Consider the following 15,042-nt stretch of genomic DNA (forward strand, 5'->3'; position numbering starts at 1 on the left):
TCGCCTGTGGACAACTGCGGAGAGCACTCTTCCGTCTGGGAGAATGAGGGACGTAGGGATGTCAGTCAGAACCCTTCAGGAAGAACCTCTCCAAGAACCTCCCCGGAAGAAGGACGTACCGACCGTGGCACAGAGCAGCACCGAGACCGACTGGGTCTCCCGTTTCGCGGACGAGGTCATCGCCGAGTCGGAGCGACGTGCGCCTGGCAAACCGGTCGTCGTCGCCTCCGGCCTCTCCCCGTCCGGCCCGATCCACCTGGGCAACCTGCGCGAGGTCATGACCCCGCACCTGGTCGCCGACGAGATCCGCCGCCGGGGGTACGAGGTCAGGCACCTCGTCTCCTGGGACGACTACGACCGCTACCGCAAGGTGCCGAACGGCATCGAGGGCATCGACGCGTCCTGGGCCGAGCACATCGGCAAGCCGCTGACCTCGGTCCCGGCGCCCGCGGGCTCCCCGCACGCCAACTGGGCCGAGCACTTCAAGGCCGCCATGGTCGAGTCGCTGGCCGAGCTGGGCGTCGAGTACGACCCCATCAGCCAGACCGAGCAGTACACGGCCGGCGCCTACCGCGAGCAGATCCTGCACGCCATGCGGCACCGCGCCGACATCGACGCGATCCTCGACCAGTACCGGACGAAGAAGGCGCCGAAGAAGCAGTCGCAGAAGCCGGTCGACGAGGCCGAGCTGGAGGCCGAGGAGGGCTCCGGCGCGGCGAGCGAGGACGACGGCTCCGGCGGCTCCTCGGGCTACTTCCCGTACAAGCCGTACTGCGGCCGGTGCGAGAAGGACCTGACGACCGTCACGTCGTACGACGACGAGACCACCGAGCTGGCCTACACCTGCGTCTCCTGCGGCTTCGCCGAGACGGTGAAGCTCAACGAGTTCAACCGGGGCAAGCTGGTCTGGAAGGTCGACTGGCCGATGCGCTGGGCGTACGAGGGCGTGATCTTCGAGCCCTCCGGCGTCGACCACTCCTCGCCCGGTTCGTCCTTCGTCGTCGGCGGGCAGATCGTCCGTGAGATCTTCGGCGGAGTGCAGCCGATCGGCCCGATGTACGCCTTCGTCGGCATCAGCGGCATGGCCAAGATGTCCTCCTCGCGCGGTGGCGTCCCGACCGCCGCCGACGCGCTGAAGATCATGGAGGCCCCGCTGCTGCGCTGGCTGTACGCGCGCCGCAGGCCCAACCAGTCGTTCAAGATCGCCTTCGACCAGGAGATCCAGCGGCTCTACGACGAGTGGGACAAGCTGGAGGGCAAGGTCGCCGACGGCACCGTGCTGCCCGCCGACGCCGCCGCCCACTCCCGGGCCGCCCGCACGGCCGCCGGCGAGCTGCCGCGCACCCCGCGCCCGCTGCCGTACCGCACGCTCGCCTCGGTCATGGACATCACCGCGGGCCACGACGAGCAGACCCTGCGGATCCTGACCGAGCTGGACCCGGAGCACCCGGTCACCTCGCTCGACGAGGTCCGGCCGCGTCTCGACCGCGCCGAGAACTGGATCACCAGCCAGGTCCCGGCCGATCAGCGCACCATCGTCCGCGAGCAGCCCGACACCGAGCTGCTCGGCTCCCTGGATGACGAGGGCCGGGAGTCGCTCCGGCTGTTCCTTGAGGGCCTCGACACCCACTGGTCGCTCGACGGGCTCACCACCCTCGTCTACGGCGTCCCGAAGGTGATGGCCGGTCTCGACCCGGAGGCCAAGCCGACGCCCGAGCTGAAGCTGGCGCAGCGCGCCTTCTTCGCCCTGCTGTACAAGCTCCTGGTCAGCCGGGAGACCGGCCCGCGTCTGCCCACGCTGCTGCTCGCGGTCGGGGCCGAGCGGGTGCGGACGCTGCTCGGCGGCTGAACCGGGTGACGTCCGGCGGCTGAGCCGGTCGACGTCGAAGGGCCGCCGCCCCGGTCGGGGTGGCGGCCCTTCGACATGGCCGGGGCGGGTCAGGCGGAGTCGTGCTCGGCCATGCTGTCGTGGACCCGCTGCTTGATGCCCGGGAGGAGCTGGAAGAGCAGCTCCGTGCGGTCGGCGGGGAACTCGGGGAGTTCGTAGTACTCGGCGAGGGCGAGCGGCAGCTTCGCGTCGTCGGGGAAGTCGTTGTTGTCCTGGGCGTAGGACCACATGAACTTGAAGACGTCCTCCTCGAACTCGTTCACCGGAGCCTGCGGCTCCTCGACGAACTCGGGGTAGGGGACGAACTCCTCGGGACCCGGCGGGGGGAAGTCCTCCGGGCCTTGCGGCACCGGGACCGGCATGGGTTCGAGACCCTCCACGATCCGGGGGTTGTAGCTGCCCTCGTAGGAGGCGGGGGAGACCGTCTGGGCCGCGAACCACTGGCTCTCGTGGGTGGACGGTCCCTCGGGCGCGCCCTCGGCCCCCGGCTGGACCGGGGACTGCGCCTGGGCCTGTGCCTGGTCCGGGGTCTGCGCCGGTATCTGGTCCGGGGCCTGTGCCTTTGCCTGGGCGGGGACCGGTCCCACCGGCTGCTGCGGTACGGGTACGGGCGCCGCCGGGACGATCGCCGGGGGCAGGGGCTGAAGGTGTTCCCGGGGCGGGGCGGGGAGGAGGGCCGTCTCGACGCCGGCGGCCGCGAGGCCCGCCGCCGCCGTCTCCGCCAGCGGCACCCCGTAGCGCGCGAGGCGCAGCGGCATCAGGGCTTCCACCGGGGCCTTGCGGCGCCAGGCGCGGCCGTACCGGGCCTGGAGCCTGGCCTGGTAGATCATCCGCTCCTGCTCCAACTTGATGACCTGCTCGTACGACCGTAGCTCCCACAGCTTCATCCGGCGCCACAGCCGGAACGTCGGCACGGGGGAGAGCAGCCAGCGGGTCAGCCGGACGCCCTCCATGTGCTTGTCGGCGGTGATGTCCGCGATCCGGCCGACGGCGTGCCGGGCGGCTTCGACGGCGACGACGAAGAGGACCGGGATCACCGCGTGCATGCCGACGCCCAGCGGGTCGGGCCAGGCGGCGGCGCCGTTGAAGGCGATGGTCGCGGCGGTCAGCACCCACGCGGTCTGGCGCAGCAGCGGGAAGGGGATCCGCAGCCAGGTGAGGAGCAGGTCGAGGGCGAGCAGTACGCAGATGCCCGCGTCGATGCCGATGGGGAAGAAGTAGGAGAAGGTGCCGAAGCCCTTGTCGATGGCGAGTTCGCGCACGGCGGCGTACGAACCCGCGAAGCCGATTCCGGCGATGATCAGCGCACCGCCGATGACGAGGCCGATGAGTACCCGGTGTGTGCGTGTCAGCTGCATCGCGGCCACCCGCGACCCCTCCCGTCAATCGACAACCCGCCGCTCAGAGTCGCACATGTGCGCGGAGCCCGGCCCTCGGGGGAGGGACGGGCTCCTGGCGATGTGCCTGTCTGCGTTGGTTTGTGACTACTTGTTGGCTGCCGCGATGGCGGCGACGGCTTCCTTGGCGGCGGTCGTCGCGCCGTTGGCGATCGTCGTCTCGCTCGGGGTGGGGGCGCCCGCGTAACCGGCGCCGTTGTAGGAGAGCAGCACCAGCACGTTGCCGGAGCGGGCGATCACGGAGGTGTAGACGAAGTCCTCGTCCGTCTTGCGCAGCTGGTACGTCACCGTCTTGGCCTCTTCGCCGATGCCCGTGGCGGCGACGGTGCGGAGCTTCTTGGCGCCCTGGGTCTCCTGGACCTTGGCCAGCTCCTTGGCGAGGTTCTGCCGGGCGCGCTCCTGGCCGCTGCCGAGGGTGAGGTCCGAGGTGTAGCGGTAGAAGGACACGTCGAGCCAGCGGTACTGCGAGCCCTTCACGCCCTTGTCGTCCAGGCCGTTCCACGAGCAGCCGCCGCGGCTGGTGAGGTCGCTGGAGGGGGCGGGGGTGCCCGCCTTGGTCTTCGCCTTGGGCACCAGGGCGTCGATGGTCTTGGCGGTGACCGCCTTGCAGGCCTCGGGCAGCTTGGCGAACTTCGCGGGCTCGACCGTCTTCGTCGTCTGCGCGGGCGAGGGCGTCTCGGACGCCGTGGCGGTGGCCTTGTCCTTCGCCCCGGACGCCCCGGTGTCGCCCGAGCCGCCGGAGTCCGAGGAGCAGCCGGCGACGAGGAGCATCGCCGGGACGGCGGCGCAGGCGAGTATGCGGGTGAGGCGCGGAGCTGTTCGCTGCATGGTTCCTTCAGTCGCTTGTCGTACGGTCCGGCCGGTCCGGCGCGGGCGTGGGTACGGCCACGGCGTGGGGCCACGGGTACGCCGACACGTTACGTGCTCGACCCGTGCTCACGGACCGGAGCCGGGCGACTACTCCTCAAGGCGCTCGGCGAGCAGGCGGGCCAGATTCCGGGCCTTTTCCTGTAGTTCCCTGCTGTCGGGGGCCTCGGCCGCGCCGGTGGTCTGCTCCCGGTAGGAGACGGTCACGATGACGTTCGATGTGCGGAACACCACGCTGACGGTCCGCTGGTGCCCGTTCGCGCCGACCGTGCCGAGGGCGTCGTCGAGGAACGAGGTCTCGCCGAGACCTTCGAGGAGCCGGGGTTCCAGACCGGTGGCGTCGGCGGCGGTGCCGTCGGGCGAGCCCGGGGTGGGGGAGGTGGTGGCGGACGCCTGGGTCTGCTGGGTGGTGGTGCCCGGCGGTGTGGTCGGCGTGGCGGTGGCCGAGGCGGTCGGCGGGACCGTGGGCAGCGGGATGCCGGCCGCGAGCTGCTTGCGGGCGTACACCTCCTTCGCCCGGTCGTCGTCGCTGACGGCGGTGTCGTACGAGACGACCCGCTCGATGTCGAGGGCGAGCCGGTGGGAGGTGTCGGGGGTGTCGGCCCTCCAGGTGCAGCCGACGCGCCGGTCGGTGTCGTAGGTGACGGCGGCGGAGCCCCGGTAGGCCTTGTTCCGCTCGGCGTCGGGCAGGGCGGCGGCGCCCGGGAGCAGGTCCTTGAGGACGGGCTGCGGGACGGCGCGGCACGGTTCGAAGAGCGTGCGGTAGCGGCCGGGGGGCGCGACGGGCGGGGCGGAGGCGGCCTTGGCGTCGACGGAGACCTCGTCGGCGGGGGCGCCGGAGGAGCATCCGGTGAGGCCGGTCCCGAGGCCGAGGCCGAGGGCGAGTACGGCGGCGGCGCGCGCCGCGGACCCGGTGCGGCCGGGGGTGTACCTCATTCGCTGCACGGTCCCAGGCTCCCTTCTCCCGAAGACTTTCCCGAAAACTGTTTGCCGCTCAAACCCGGCTGATGGACACAATGTCTATCGCACACGCAGCCGTTGATGCCGGTCCGCTGTCACCTGTACGGGCTTTGGCTCCGGTTTTTGCGTTTTCAGACTTTTGAGCGAATCGGGGAGTTATGTCGTATGTGGAGGTACCGGGAGCGAAGGTTCCCATCCGGTTGTGGACCGATCCCGCATCGGTGGACGACGGCGCCATGCGCCAGTTGCAGAACGCGGCGGCACTGCCCTGGATCGAGGGGCTGGCCGTGATGCCGGACGTGCACTACGGCAAGGGCGCGACGGTCGGTTCGGTGATCGCGATGCGGGGCGCGGTCTGTCCGGCGGCGGTCGGGGTGGACATCGGCTGTGGAATGTCGGCGGTGAAGACCTCCCTGACGGCGAATGACCTGCCGGGGGACCTGTCGCGGCTGCGCTCGAAGATCGAGCAGGCGATTCCGGTGGGCCGGGGTCTGCACCGCTCGGAGGTGGCTCCGGAGCGGCTCCATCAGTTCCCGATGGCGGGCTGGAACGACTTCTGGTCGCGCTTCGACGGGGTCGCGGACGCGGTCAAGCCCCGCGGGGACCGGGCGCGCCGGCAGATGGGCACGCTGGGCGGCGGCAACCACTTCATCGAGTTCTGTCTCGACGAGTCGGGCGCGGTCTGGCTGATGCTGCACTCCGGCTCCCGCAACATCGGCAAGGAACTGGCCGAGCACCACATCGGCGAGGCGCGGAAGTTGTCGCACAATCAGGGGCTCGTGGACCGCGATCTGGCGGTGTTCGTCACGGACACCCCGCAGATGGCGGCCTACCGGCACGACCTCTTCTGGGCGCAGGAGTACGCGAAATTCAACCGCGCGGTCATGATGGCGCTCTTCCAGGAGGTCGTCCGGCGCGAGTTCCGCAAGGCGCGGGTGACGTTCGACCCGGTGATCTCCTGCCACCACAACTACGTGGCGGAGGAGCGGTACGAGGGCATGGACCTGCTGGTCACCAGGAAGGGCGCGATCCGGGCCGGTTCCGGGGAGTTCGGGATCATCCCGGGCTCCATGGGCACGGGCTCGTACATCGTGAAGGGCCTGGGCAACGAGGCCTCGTTCAACTCGGCCTCGCACGGGGCGGGCCGGCGGATGAGCCGCAGCGAGGCCAAGCGCCGGTTCTCCACGCGGGACCTGGAGGAGCAGACACGGGGGGTGGAGTGCCGCAAGGACTCCGGTGTGGTCGACGAGATCCCGGGCGCGTACAAGCCGATCGAGCAGGTCATCGAGCAGCAGCGGGACCTGGTGGAGGTCGTCGCCAAGCTGAAGCAGGTCATCTGCGTGAAGGGCTGAGCGGGGGCAGTGCGCCTCGTGAGGGGTGCGGGCCGCGTGGGTCGTGGCGGCTGTGCGGGACGTGGCGGTCGCGCAGGGAGTGGCGGTCGCGTGGGGCCGGAGGCCGGGAGGGAGGGAAGGGCCGGTGCGGGTGCGCCGGCCCTTCGTCTGTTCACGGACGTCCGGGGGCGGCCGGTTTACGGCTCGCGGTGGACCTTGGTGTTGGAGGCCTGGGCGCGGGGGCGCACGACGAGCAGGTCGATGTTGACGTGCGGGGGACGGGTGCAGGCCCAGGTGACGGTCTCGGCGACGTCCTCGGCGGTGAGGGGCTCGGCCACGCCCGCGTAGACCTTGGCGGCCTTCTCGGTGTCGCCGCGGAAGCGGGTGGTGGCGAACTCCTCGGTCCTGACCATGCCGGGGGCGATCTCGATGACGCGGACGGGGGTGCCGACGATCTCCAGGCGGAGGGTCTCGGCGAGGACGCGGGCGCCGTTCTTCGCGGCGACGTATCCGGCGCCGCCCTCGTAGGTGCCGTGCCCGGCGGTGGAGGACAGGACGACGATCGTGCCGTCGCCGCTCGCGGTGAGAGCGGGGAGCAGCGCCTGCGTCATGTGGAGCGTGCCGAGGACGTTGACCTCGTACATCCGGCGCCAGTCCGCGGGGTCGCCGGTGGCGACGGGGTCGGCGCCCAGGGCGCCGCCCGCGTTGTTGACGAGGACGGCGAGGGAACGGAACGCCGTGGCGAACTCGTCGACGGCGGCGCGGTCGGTGACATCCAGGGCGTAGGCGGCGGCCTGGTGGCCCGCCGCGTTGATCTCGGCGGCGAGGGCCTCGATGCGGTCCGTGCGCCGGGCGGTGAGGACCACGCGGTAGCCGGCCTCGGCCAGCTGCCTGGCCGTGGCGGCGCCGATGCCGCTGCTCGCTCCGGTGACGACGGCGATGGGGGTACCGGGGGCAGTCATGGCGGGGAGGCTCCTCGTGCGGCTGGTCGATGGGGTGGGCGCCCGGCCAGGATAGGTCGGGGCGCCGGTCAGCGGCCTCGCGGGGCGTACATGATCATGGCCATCCCGGCGATGCAGACGAGGGCTCCGATGACGTCCCAGCGGTCGGGCCGGTAGCCGTCGGCGGCCATGCCCCAGACGAGGGAACCGGCCACGAACACGCCTCCGTAGGCCGCGAGGACCCGGCCGAACTCGGCGTCGGGCTGAAGGGTGGCGACGAAGCCGTACACGCCGAGGGCGATGACTCCGGCGCCGATCCAGATCCAGCCCCGGTGCTCACGCACGCCTTGCCAGACGAGCCAGGCGCCGCCGATCTCGAACAGGGCGGCGACGACGAAGAGGGCGAGGGAGCGCAGGGTGAGCATGAGGGCAGCGTGCCATGGGACACGCGGGTTGATGGAGTGTCAGGAGATGGGGTGATAGGTGGCTATTTTTGGCTTATGTATGGAATTCGGAAGGGTGTGCTCGGCGTCGCGCTCGCCCTCGCGCTCGTCACCGTGACGGGCACGGGGGCGAGTGCCGGGGCCTGGGGGTCGTCGACCGGTCCGGGGGGCGGGCCGTCGGCTCGGTCGGGAGTGGCCGATGAGGGCCGGGGTTCGCCGGGCGGGTCGGGGGCTGTCGGCGGGGGGCACGGGTCTTCGCCCGGGGCGGGAGCGGTCGGTGGGGGCCGGGAGTCGCCGGTCGGGTCTGGGGCCGTCGGCGAGGCGGATGAGGTGTCGGGCGGGCCGGAGGCCGATCTGGCTCACCATGGTCATGTCTCCCTGTGGGGCGGGGAGGTCGGCGTCTGGCTGGTCACCGAGAACTTCGGGCCCGCCGATCTCGCTCAGGCGACCGTACGGCTCGCTTTCTCCGAGCCGATGGCGGGCGGCCGGGAGCTGCCGCCGTCCTGTCTGTGGAGCGGCGACCGGGTGCTGTCCTGCCGGACCGGCGCCCTGCCCGCCGTCGGGTCCGTCGGAGAACTGGCCCTCGACCTGCGGACCGCCGGTCTTCCCGACGAGCTGACCGTGGAGGTCTCCACGGCCTGGCAGGGCGGCACGGCCGACGGGAACCCGGTGAACGACCGGCACCGCGTCCTGGTGCTGGCCACCGGCGACCCGTACGTCTTCTGAAGCCCGGCACCGAAGCCCGCCCGGGTGTCCGACGGCCGGGCGATGCTCGGCCGGGCGTCCTGCGGCTCTGCGGCGCCTGGTCCGGTCTCCTGCGGCTCGGCGGGGGTCGGTCCGGTCTCTCGCGGTTCGGCGGGGGGCGGCCCGGGGGTCATCGGCCCGCCCAGCGGACGTAGCCGTCGGGGCGGACCAGGACCGCGTCGCGCTTTCCCGGGTCCCGCCAGGTGGCCCGGACGAGCCGATCGGGGGTGACGGGGGCGCTCGCGGGGAGGTCGGGGCGGGCTCCCTCAGGGGCGATCAGGACGAACTCGCCCGCCCGCAGCAGCTCGTAGAGCCGTCCTTCGCGCAGCCGCACGTCCGGTGCGCGCCGTCCCGCCGGGCGGGCGGTGCCCGCCGGAGGCGCGTACGAGATGCCGAGTCCGCTGATCAGGCCCATGGCCAGGGCGGAGACCGGCCGGACCGCGCTGACGAGCCGGGCGGTGAGGGTGCGGGCGGCCCGCGTGAGGGGCGTGTGGACCATCGCGAGCCGGATGATCGCGCCACTGGTGCGCAGCACCATCGCGCCGACCGGGTGCCGCTCGGAGTGGTAGCTGTCGAGCAGGGCCTCCGGGTCGGGTGCGGCGCCGCGCACGACGGCGGTGAGCTTCCAGGAGAGGTTGGCGGCGTCCTGGAGGCCGGTGTTCAGTCCCTGGCCGCCGGCGGGGGAGTGCACATGGGCCGCGTCCCCCGCGAGGAAGACCCGGCCCACGCGGTAGGCGGGGACCTGGCGCTCGTCGCTGTGGAAGCGGGAGATCCAGCGGGGGTCGTGCATGCCGTAGTCGGTGCCGATGGCGCGGCGGGTCAGCTCGCGGACCTCCGCGAGGTCGACGGGCTCGCTGTCGGCGACCTGCCGGGTGCGGCTCCAGCTCGTCACCCGGTACCAGCCGTCGCCGAAGGAGGCGAGGAAGGCGAAGGCGTCGTCGGAGCCCGCGACGGTGAAGCTCTCGGTGGGCTCCTGTGCCAGGCGCACATCGGCGAGGACCATGGAGTGGATCACGGCGCCGCCGGGGAAGGGCAGGCCCAGGGCGTCGCGGACCGCGCTGCGGACGCCGTCCGTGCCGACCAGGTGGCCGGCCCGCAGGGCGAACGGGGCGCCGTCGGGGCCGGTGAGCTCCGCCGTGACCCCGTCGGCGTCCTGGCGCAGTCCGCGCAGCTCCGTGCCGTAGCGGAAGGTGACGCCCGCGTCCACGGCCCGCCGTTCGAGGAGTCTCTCCACTTCGTACTGCGGGGTGACGAGCAGATGGTTGAAACGGCTGGGCAGCTGGTCGAGGTCGAGGTCGAGCGCGCCGAAGAGGCGTGCGCGGCCGAGGGTGGTGCCGGTGGCGAGGAGTTCTTCCGCCAGTCCCCGGGCGTCCAGCTGCTCCATGGTCCTGGCGTGGACGGCGAAGGCGCGGGTGATGTTGCTGAGGTCGTGCGGGCGCCGCTCGACAAGGGTGACGTCGATGCCCGCGGTGGCGAGGTCACCGGCGAGCAGCAGGCCGGTGGGGCCCGCGCCGACGACGAGTACCTGGGTGTTCGTCTGCTCCATGGTGCTCATGACCGCCTCCAGGGTGCCTACGATCGTTGGCCCACAACTGTTGGTCAACGCTTGTTGGCAACTGTAGTCCGGGTGCGATTGGAGTGTCAACACCTGTTGGCCTACAGTCGTTGGTATGACGACCGCCCGCCGTTCCGACGCCACCAGAGCCGCGATCCTGGAGGCCGCCCGCGAGCGCTTCGCCTCCGACGGGTACGACCGCGCCACCATCCGGGCCATCGCCCGCGACGCCGGGATCGATCCGTCGATGGTGATGCGCTACTACGGCAACAAGGAGGGTCTGTTCGCCGCCGCGTCGGAGATCGAGATCAGCCTGCCGGAGCTGGGCTCCCTGCCCGCGCGGCACATCGGGGCCGTCCTCGTCACCCACTTCCTGGAGCGCTGGGAGCGGGACGAGACGCTCACCGCGATGCTGCGGGTCAGCGTCACCAACGCGGCCGGGGCCGAACGCATGCGGCAGGTCTTCGCCGAGCAGCTGGGACCCGTCACCCGGGGTGTCTGCCCCGATCCGGCGGAGGCCGCGCACCGGGCCGCGCTGGTGTCCTCGCAGATCCTCGGCCTGGCGCTCACCCGCTATGTGCTGCGGCTGCCGCCGGCCGTCGAGATGACCCCCGAGGAGATAGTGGCCTGGCTCGGCCCGACCGTGCAGCGCTATCTGACCGCCGAGGCGCCCTGAGCCCGCCCGCGACACCAGGGGCGCGGTGCCCGGTTCGTACACTCTCCGCATGCCGCAGAAGAGTTCCGCCCGGCGCGACGCGCTGATGACCGAGTTGTTCGGGGAGGCCCGCCGCTACATGGCCGCCTACGCCCTGTTCAACCAGGCCGTCGCCGACCATCTGGGGCTCCACCCGACCGATGTGCAGTGTCTGAACCTGCTCGGTCTCGAAGGCGGGCCGGTGACCACCGGCCGTGTCGCCGAGCTGACCGGTCTCACCACGGGCTCGGCGACCCGACTCGTCGACCGCCTGGAACGCTCCGGCTATGTGACGCGTGAACGCGACACCGAGGACCGGCGTCGGGTCCTGGTCACGCTCGTCCCCGGACGGATCGCGGAACTCGGCGCCCTGTGGCGGAAGCTCAACGGCACCTGGGGCACGATGTTCGACGTCTACAGCGACGCCGAGCTGGCCCTGCTCATCGCCCATATGCGGCGGACCGTCGAGGTCGGCGCCGCCCAGATCGAGCGGCTGCGCCAGGGGGATCTGGACTGAGGCAGCCGTCGGTCCCGTCGGCCCGCCCGTCGGCCGCTCAGCCGGTCGTGGCCCCGCCGAACTCCCGTACCGCCTCGGACACGATCTCCTCCAGGCGCGCGTGGTGCGCCCCGCGCCAGTAGACCCGGCCGCACTCCCCGCACTCGGCGAACACGTCGTACGTCTTCTCCGTGCCCTGCTCCAGTCGCTCGCGCACCGCGTCCTTGTCGGTGTCGCTCAGCTGTCCGTTGCACGCCGTGCACCGGGTCCAGGGGGCGAGTGGCGGCGCGAAGCGCTCCAGGACGTCACGGAGCTGTTCGTCCGGCCGGTCGCTGTAGACGTAGGCCCCCGCCCACAGTTCGCGGCGGCGCAGCAGCCCCCGGTCCCGGGAGAGCAGCACGCGCCGCTCCCGCGCCGAGAGGGCGGCGAGCGCGGGGTCCCCGAGGTCCTCGCTCTGGTAGGCCGCGTCCACACCGAGCAGCCGCAGCCGCCTGGCCAGGGTGCCGAGGTGTACGTCCAGCAGGAACCGCAGCGGCGCACCCGGCACCCGCTGGGGGCGGACGACGCCTTCGACCTCGACGGACTCTCCTTCGGCCGGGATGTGCGAGGCGTCGACGGGCCGCCCGTCGACCAGCAGCCGCCCGGCTTCGGTGAGCGGCACGCCCAGGGACTCCACGAGATGTCCGAGGGAGGAGGCGCCGTCGGTGGTCACGGCCGTGCGGCCCGTGCGGCGCCCCGGTGCGACGAACAGCGCGAGGCCGGGGGCGAAGCTGATCTGGATCTCTGGTCCGTTCACGGGGACAGGATGGCATCGGGGCGGAAGGGGTGGCCAGGCAATTCCCCGGGGCGGAGCCCGTGGACCAAGGGGTGATGGCGGGGTGTCCGAGGGGCCGGTGGGAGCGGTGGCCGCAGGGGGTGGGCGGGGCTCAGGCGAGGAAGGTCTCCTTGTGGTCGCCGGCCCAGGCGGCGAAGGTGCGGGCCGGGTGGCCCGTCAGCTCCTCGACCGTGCGGGTCAGCGGGGTCGGGTGGCCGTCGTAGGCCGACCAGTAGGACAGCAGGGCGTCGGCGAGGCCCTCGGGCAGGAAGGCGGTGTCGGACTCCTTCCACCGCGCGGGGGTGGTCACGGTGTGCGGGGCCGGACGGCCCGTCACCTCGGCGAGGATCGCGAGCTGTTCGACGAAGGTCAGCGATTCGGGGCCGGTCAGATGGTGTGCGGTGCCGCGCAGCCGGGGCTCGGTGAGCACGGCGAAGGCGGCCTCGGCGATGTCCCGCTCGTGGATCGGGTCCCCGTACGCCCCCGGAACGGGCAGCGCGGGCCCGTGCCCGGCCCGGAGCGGTCGGGCCCACTGGAGGGCGTTGGCCGCGAAGGCGCCCGGCCGCAGATGGGTCACCTCGAAGGCGCCACTCGCGGAAGCGGCGTCCAGGGCGCGCTCGGCGGTGAGATGGAGGGCGGCGATCCGGTTCTCCTCGGCGTCCGGGGCGAGGACGGAGCTGGAGGAGAGCAGGACGACATGGTCGACGCCGGCGGCGCGGGCCCGCTCGGTGAAGGTCCCGGCATGGCTCGCCTCGGCGTACAGGAAGACGGAGCCGACGCCGTCCAGAGCCGTGTCGAAGGTGGCCGGGTCGGCGAGGTCGCAGCGCACGGTGCCGACCCCGGGCGGCGGGGAGAGGGCCTCGGGGTCCTTGGAGGCGGCTCTGGCCTCGATCCCCGCGGTGTGGAGCAGTTCGAGCAGGGTCGAGGCGACCCGGCCGCGGCTTCCGGTGACGAGCACGGTCATGGGAATTCCTTCCTGAGGGGCGTCGGCGGGGAGTATGCGCAACACATCATCTGCGTCACGCAGTCAAATATCCAGCGCGGTCCACGACCCGTCAACCCTGACAAAACCCTGAGGTACCGTCCCGCCATGAAGATCATCGACCTTGAGCCCGGCGACCCCAGGCTGGAGAGCGACCTCCTGCCGGTCCTCACCGAACTCCGCCCGCACCTCACCCCCGGACTGTTCCGCGAGGTCTACGCGACGGGGCACCCCCAAGGGCTGCGTTTCAGCGCCGCCTACGCGGACGACGGGCGCTGTGTCGGCGCGGCGGGCTGGCGGATCGTCGCCAACACCAGCTCCCTGCGCAAGCTTTACGTCGACGACCTCGTGACCGCCGCCGCCGACCGCTCCACCGGCGTCGGCCACGCCCTCCTCGCACACCTGGAGGCCCACGCCCGCGCCGCCGGTTGCCATGAACTCGACCTGGACTCCGGAACGCACCGCACGGGAGCCCACCGCTTCTATCTGCGCGAGCGCCTCGACATCGTGGCCTTCCACTTCTCCCGGCAGCTCATCACTCCGGGCGACACCGCCTCCTAGGCAGGTCCTCAGGGTCTCGTCTCCGGGAGATGTCCGGGACGCGCCCTGGATCTGGCGCGTTTTCTCCGGACGGCGGCGGGCAAGATCGGAGAGCATCGATCCCATGACGCACACCACCCCGCCCGGCATCGGCGACCTCCTCCGTATAGCCGCCGCACACGCCACGCCCCTCATCGCCGAGACCCCCGACACGGCGCTCGGCGCGCCCACGCCCTGTGCCGAGTACGACGTGCGCGCCCTCCTGAACCACCTCTTCGACGTCGTGGTGAACTTCCAGGGCCTGGCCGCCAAGGAGTCCGTCGACTTCTCCAGCACCCCGGACCGGCTGGCCGAGGAGGGCTGGCGCGACCGGTTCGCGGCCGAGACCGGCAGCCTCGTCGAGGCCTGGTCGCGGCCCGGCGCCGAGGAGGGCGTCACCGGGTTCTTCGGTCTGCCCGCGCGGACGGTCGGCCGCATGGTGCTGCTCGATCTGACCGTGCACGCCTGGGACCTCGCCCGCGCCACCGGGCGGGACTTCGAGCCCGATGCGGCCGTCGTCGCCGGGCTCGCCGAGGAGGTGGAGCAGCTGGCGCCGACGGGCCGGGAGATGAAGGTCTTCGGGGACGCCGTCGAGCTGCCCGCCGGAGCCACGTCCTTCGAGCGGCTGCTCGCCACCACCGGGCGCGACCCGCACGCCTGGGACGGCCTGTCGGGGACGGCCGAGGCCGCCCGGAGCGTCTGACCCCGCCGCCCGCCCCCGGGCCACCGGGACCTTGGCCCCGTCAGCCCGTCAGCCCGTCAGCCCGTCAGCCCGTCAGCCCGTCAGCCCGCGCGGGCGCCGTCAGCGCACAGCCACTGTCGGACCGGCGCCCCTGTCGGACGGCGGGCCACTGTCGGCCCACAGGTACCGCCAGACGGCGGCCCCCGTCAGACCGGCGCCCCCGTCGGACCGGCGTCCCCGTCAGACCGGTGCCGCCGTCAAGCGGGTGCGGCGGAGGGAGTCGGCGAACTCCTCCGCTCGGGTGAGCTGGGCCCGCAGTTCGGCGACCCGCTCGGCGGCGGCCCGCTCGTACCCCCGGACGAGGGCCACGAGCGCGGTCCGCTCCTCCGGTTCGAGGCCCGGCTCGGCCGCCGCGCGGTCGGCGGCCAGCCGGTCCACGGCGGAGAGCAGCTCACGGGTCTCGTCGAGGGTGAAACCGAGCGGCTTCATCCGGCGGACCACCATGAGCCGGGCCACGTCGGCGTCCGTGTAGAGCGGGAAGCCGCCCGGCGAGGCGGCGGACGGGACGACCAGACCGCTGTCCTCGTACTGCCGGATCGTGCGCAAGGGCAGTTCGGTCCGGGCGGCGACCTCGCCGATCTGCAAGGGCCCGCCCGAGGTGCCCACCGC

The 15,042-nt window shown here is 72.3% G+C and carries 16 protein-coding genes; 7 read left to right on the plus strand and 9 right to left on the minus strand.

All coding sequences use genetic code 11. The annotated features are described in order from the left end of the window. Positions 1-58: 58 nt before the first annotated feature. The gene (gene lysS / locus BU197_RS12070) at positions 59-1,849 is read left to right on the plus strand and encodes a lysine--tRNA ligase (RefSeq protein ID WP_188268250.1); all 1,791 of its coding nucleotides are present in this window, start codon (positions 59-61) and stop codon (positions 1,847-1,849) included. Positions 1,850-1,938: 89 nt separating this feature from the next. Here lysS and BU197_RS12075 read toward each other — a convergent pair whose 3' ends face one another. From BU197_RS12075 to BU197_RS12085, 3 genes are all read right to left on the minus strand, one after another. Next, on the minus strand, positions 1,939-3,255 hold the full coding sequence (locus tag BU197_RS12075) for a DUF2637 domain-containing protein (RefSeq protein WP_188268251.1): 1,317 nt from the start codon (positions 3,253-3,255) through the stop codon (positions 1,939-1,941). 117 nt (positions 3,256-3,372) lie between these two features. Further along, positions 3,373-4,113, minus strand: a complete 741-nt coding sequence (locus BU197_RS12080) for a DUF3558 family protein (RefSeq protein ID WP_188268252.1) — start codon at positions 4,111-4,113, stop codon at positions 3,373-3,375. A gap of 129 nt (positions 4,114-4,242) precedes the next feature. Continuing rightward, positions 4,243-5,097, minus strand: a complete 855-nt coding sequence (locus tag BU197_RS12085) for a DUF3558 domain-containing protein (RefSeq protein ID WP_188268253.1) — start codon at positions 5,095-5,097, stop codon at positions 4,243-4,245. Between the two features lie 173 nt (positions 5,098-5,270). Between BU197_RS12085 and BU197_RS12090 the strand changes: the two genes are divergently transcribed. Further along, on the plus strand, positions 5,271-6,464 hold the full coding sequence (locus BU197_RS12090) for an RtcB family protein (protein ID WP_188268254.1): 1,194 nt from the start codon (positions 5,271-5,273) through the stop codon (positions 6,462-6,464). Between the two features lie 176 nt (positions 6,465-6,640). On the opposite strand, the gene BU197_RS12095 is transcribed toward BU197_RS12090, so the two are convergent. Then, a complete protein-coding gene (locus BU197_RS12095) occupies positions 6,641-7,405 on the minus strand; it encodes an SDR family NAD(P)-dependent oxidoreductase (protein ID WP_188268255.1) in 765 nt (254 codons plus the stop codon). Between the two features lie 68 nt (positions 7,406-7,473). Next, complete coding sequence (locus BU197_RS12100; protein WP_188268256.1) at positions 7,474-7,809, minus strand: YnfA family protein; 336 nt, start codon at positions 7,807-7,809, stop codon at positions 7,474-7,476. A gap of 348 nt (positions 7,810-8,157) precedes the next feature. Between BU197_RS12100 and BU197_RS12105 the strand changes: the two genes are divergently transcribed. Continuing rightward, positions 8,158-8,553, plus strand: coding sequence for a hypothetical protein (locus tag BU197_RS12105; protein ID WP_188268257.1), 396 nt, complete (start codon positions 8,158-8,160; stop codon positions 8,551-8,553). Positions 8,554-8,701: 148 nt separating this feature from the next. Here the strand turns inward: BU197_RS12105 and BU197_RS12110 are convergent, their stop codons facing one another. Then, on the minus strand, positions 8,702-10,126 hold the full coding sequence (locus BU197_RS12110) for an FAD-dependent monooxygenase (RefSeq protein WP_188268258.1): 1,425 nt from the start codon (positions 10,124-10,126) through the stop codon (positions 8,702-8,704). Positions 10,127-10,241: 115 nt separating this feature from the next. Here BU197_RS12110 and BU197_RS12115 point away from each other — a divergent pair, with 115 nt between their 5' ends. Together BU197_RS12115 and BU197_RS12120 are read left to right on the plus strand one after the other, a co-directional pair. Further along, positions 10,242-10,802, plus strand: a complete 561-nt coding sequence (locus BU197_RS12115; RefSeq protein WP_188268259.1) for a TetR/AcrR family transcriptional regulator — start codon at positions 10,242-10,244, stop codon at positions 10,800-10,802. 49 nt (positions 10,803-10,851) lie between these two features. Then, complete coding sequence (locus BU197_RS12120) at positions 10,852-11,337, plus strand: MarR family winged helix-turn-helix transcriptional regulator (RefSeq protein WP_188268260.1); 486 nt, start codon at positions 10,852-10,854, stop codon at positions 11,335-11,337. Positions 11,338-11,374: 37 nt separating this feature from the next. Here the strand turns inward: BU197_RS12120 and BU197_RS12125 are convergent, their stop codons facing one another. Continuing rightward, a complete protein-coding gene (locus BU197_RS12125; protein ID WP_188268261.1) occupies positions 11,375-12,112 on the minus strand; it encodes a Mut7-C RNAse domain-containing protein in 738 nt (245 codons plus the stop codon). A gap of 130 nt (positions 12,113-12,242) precedes the next feature. Then, positions 12,243-13,094, minus strand: coding sequence for an NAD(P)H-binding protein (locus BU197_RS12130; RefSeq protein WP_188268262.1), 852 nt, complete (start codon positions 13,092-13,094; stop codon positions 12,243-12,245). A gap of 126 nt (positions 13,095-13,220) precedes the next feature. Between BU197_RS12130 and BU197_RS12135 the strand changes: the two genes are divergently transcribed. Together BU197_RS12135 and BU197_RS12140 are read left to right on the plus strand one after the other, a co-directional pair. Next, entirely contained in the window at positions 13,221-13,673 is a 453-nt protein-coding gene (locus tag BU197_RS12135; RefSeq protein ID WP_188268263.1) for a GNAT family N-acetyltransferase, read from the plus strand. A gap of 103 nt (positions 13,674-13,776) precedes the next feature. Further along, positions 13,777-14,394 (plus strand): TIGR03086 family metal-binding protein, encoded by a 618-nt coding sequence (locus BU197_RS12140; protein WP_188268264.1) that lies wholly within the window; start codon positions 13,777-13,779, stop codon positions 14,392-14,394. A 219-nt stretch (positions 14,395-14,613) separates the two neighbouring features. Here the strand turns inward: BU197_RS12140 and BU197_RS12145 are convergent, their stop codons facing one another. Beyond that, on the minus strand, positions 14,614-15,039 hold the full coding sequence (locus tag BU197_RS12145) for a MerR family transcriptional regulator (protein ID WP_188268291.1): 426 nt from the start codon (positions 15,037-15,039) through the stop codon (positions 14,614-14,616). Positions 15,040-15,042: the final 3 nt, after the last annotated feature.

The organism is Streptomyces sp. CBMA291, from assembly GCF_014596525.1.
Classification (GTDB): Bacteria; Actinomycetota; Actinomycetes; order Streptomycetales; family Streptomycetaceae; genus Streptomyces.

Coding starts and splice junctions, on each gene's coding strand:
- lysS (WP_188268250.1), top strand. CDS start 59: ATGTCAGTCAGAACCCTTCAGGAAGAACCTCTCCAAGAACCTCCCCGG.
- BU197_RS12080 (WP_188268252.1), bottom strand. CDS start 4,113: ATGCAGCGAACAGCTCCGCGCCTCACCCGCATACTCGCCTGCGCCGCC.
- BU197_RS12090 (WP_188268254.1), top strand. CDS start 5,271: ATGTCGTATGTGGAGGTACCGGGAGCGAAGGTTCCCATCCGGTTGTGG.
- BU197_RS12095 (WP_188268255.1), bottom strand. CDS start 7,405: ATGACTGCCCCCGGTACCCCCATCGCCGTCGTCACCGGAGCGAGCAGC.
- BU197_RS12100 (WP_188268256.1), bottom strand. CDS start 7,809: ATGCTCACCCTGCGCTCCCTCGCCCTCTTCGTCGTCGCCGCCCTGTTC.
- BU197_RS12110 (WP_188268258.1), bottom strand. CDS start 10,126: ATGAGCACCATGGAGCAGACGAACACCCAGGTACTCGTCGTCGGCGCG.
- BU197_RS12115 (WP_188268259.1), top strand. CDS start 10,242: ATGACGACCGCCCGCCGTTCCGACGCCACCAGAGCCGCGATCCTGGAG.
- BU197_RS12120 (WP_188268260.1), top strand. CDS start 10,852: ATGCCGCAGAAGAGTTCCGCCCGGCGCGACGCGCTGATGACCGAGTTG.
- BU197_RS12130 (WP_188268262.1), bottom strand. CDS start 13,094: ATGACCGTGCTCGTCACCGGAAGCCGCGGCCGGGTCGCCTCGACCCTG.
- BU197_RS12135 (WP_188268263.1), top strand. CDS start 13,221: ATGAAGATCATCGACCTTGAGCCCGGCGACCCCAGGCTGGAGAGCGAC.
- BU197_RS12140 (WP_188268264.1), top strand. CDS start 13,777: ATGACGCACACCACCCCGCCCGGCATCGGCGACCTCCTCCGTATAGCC.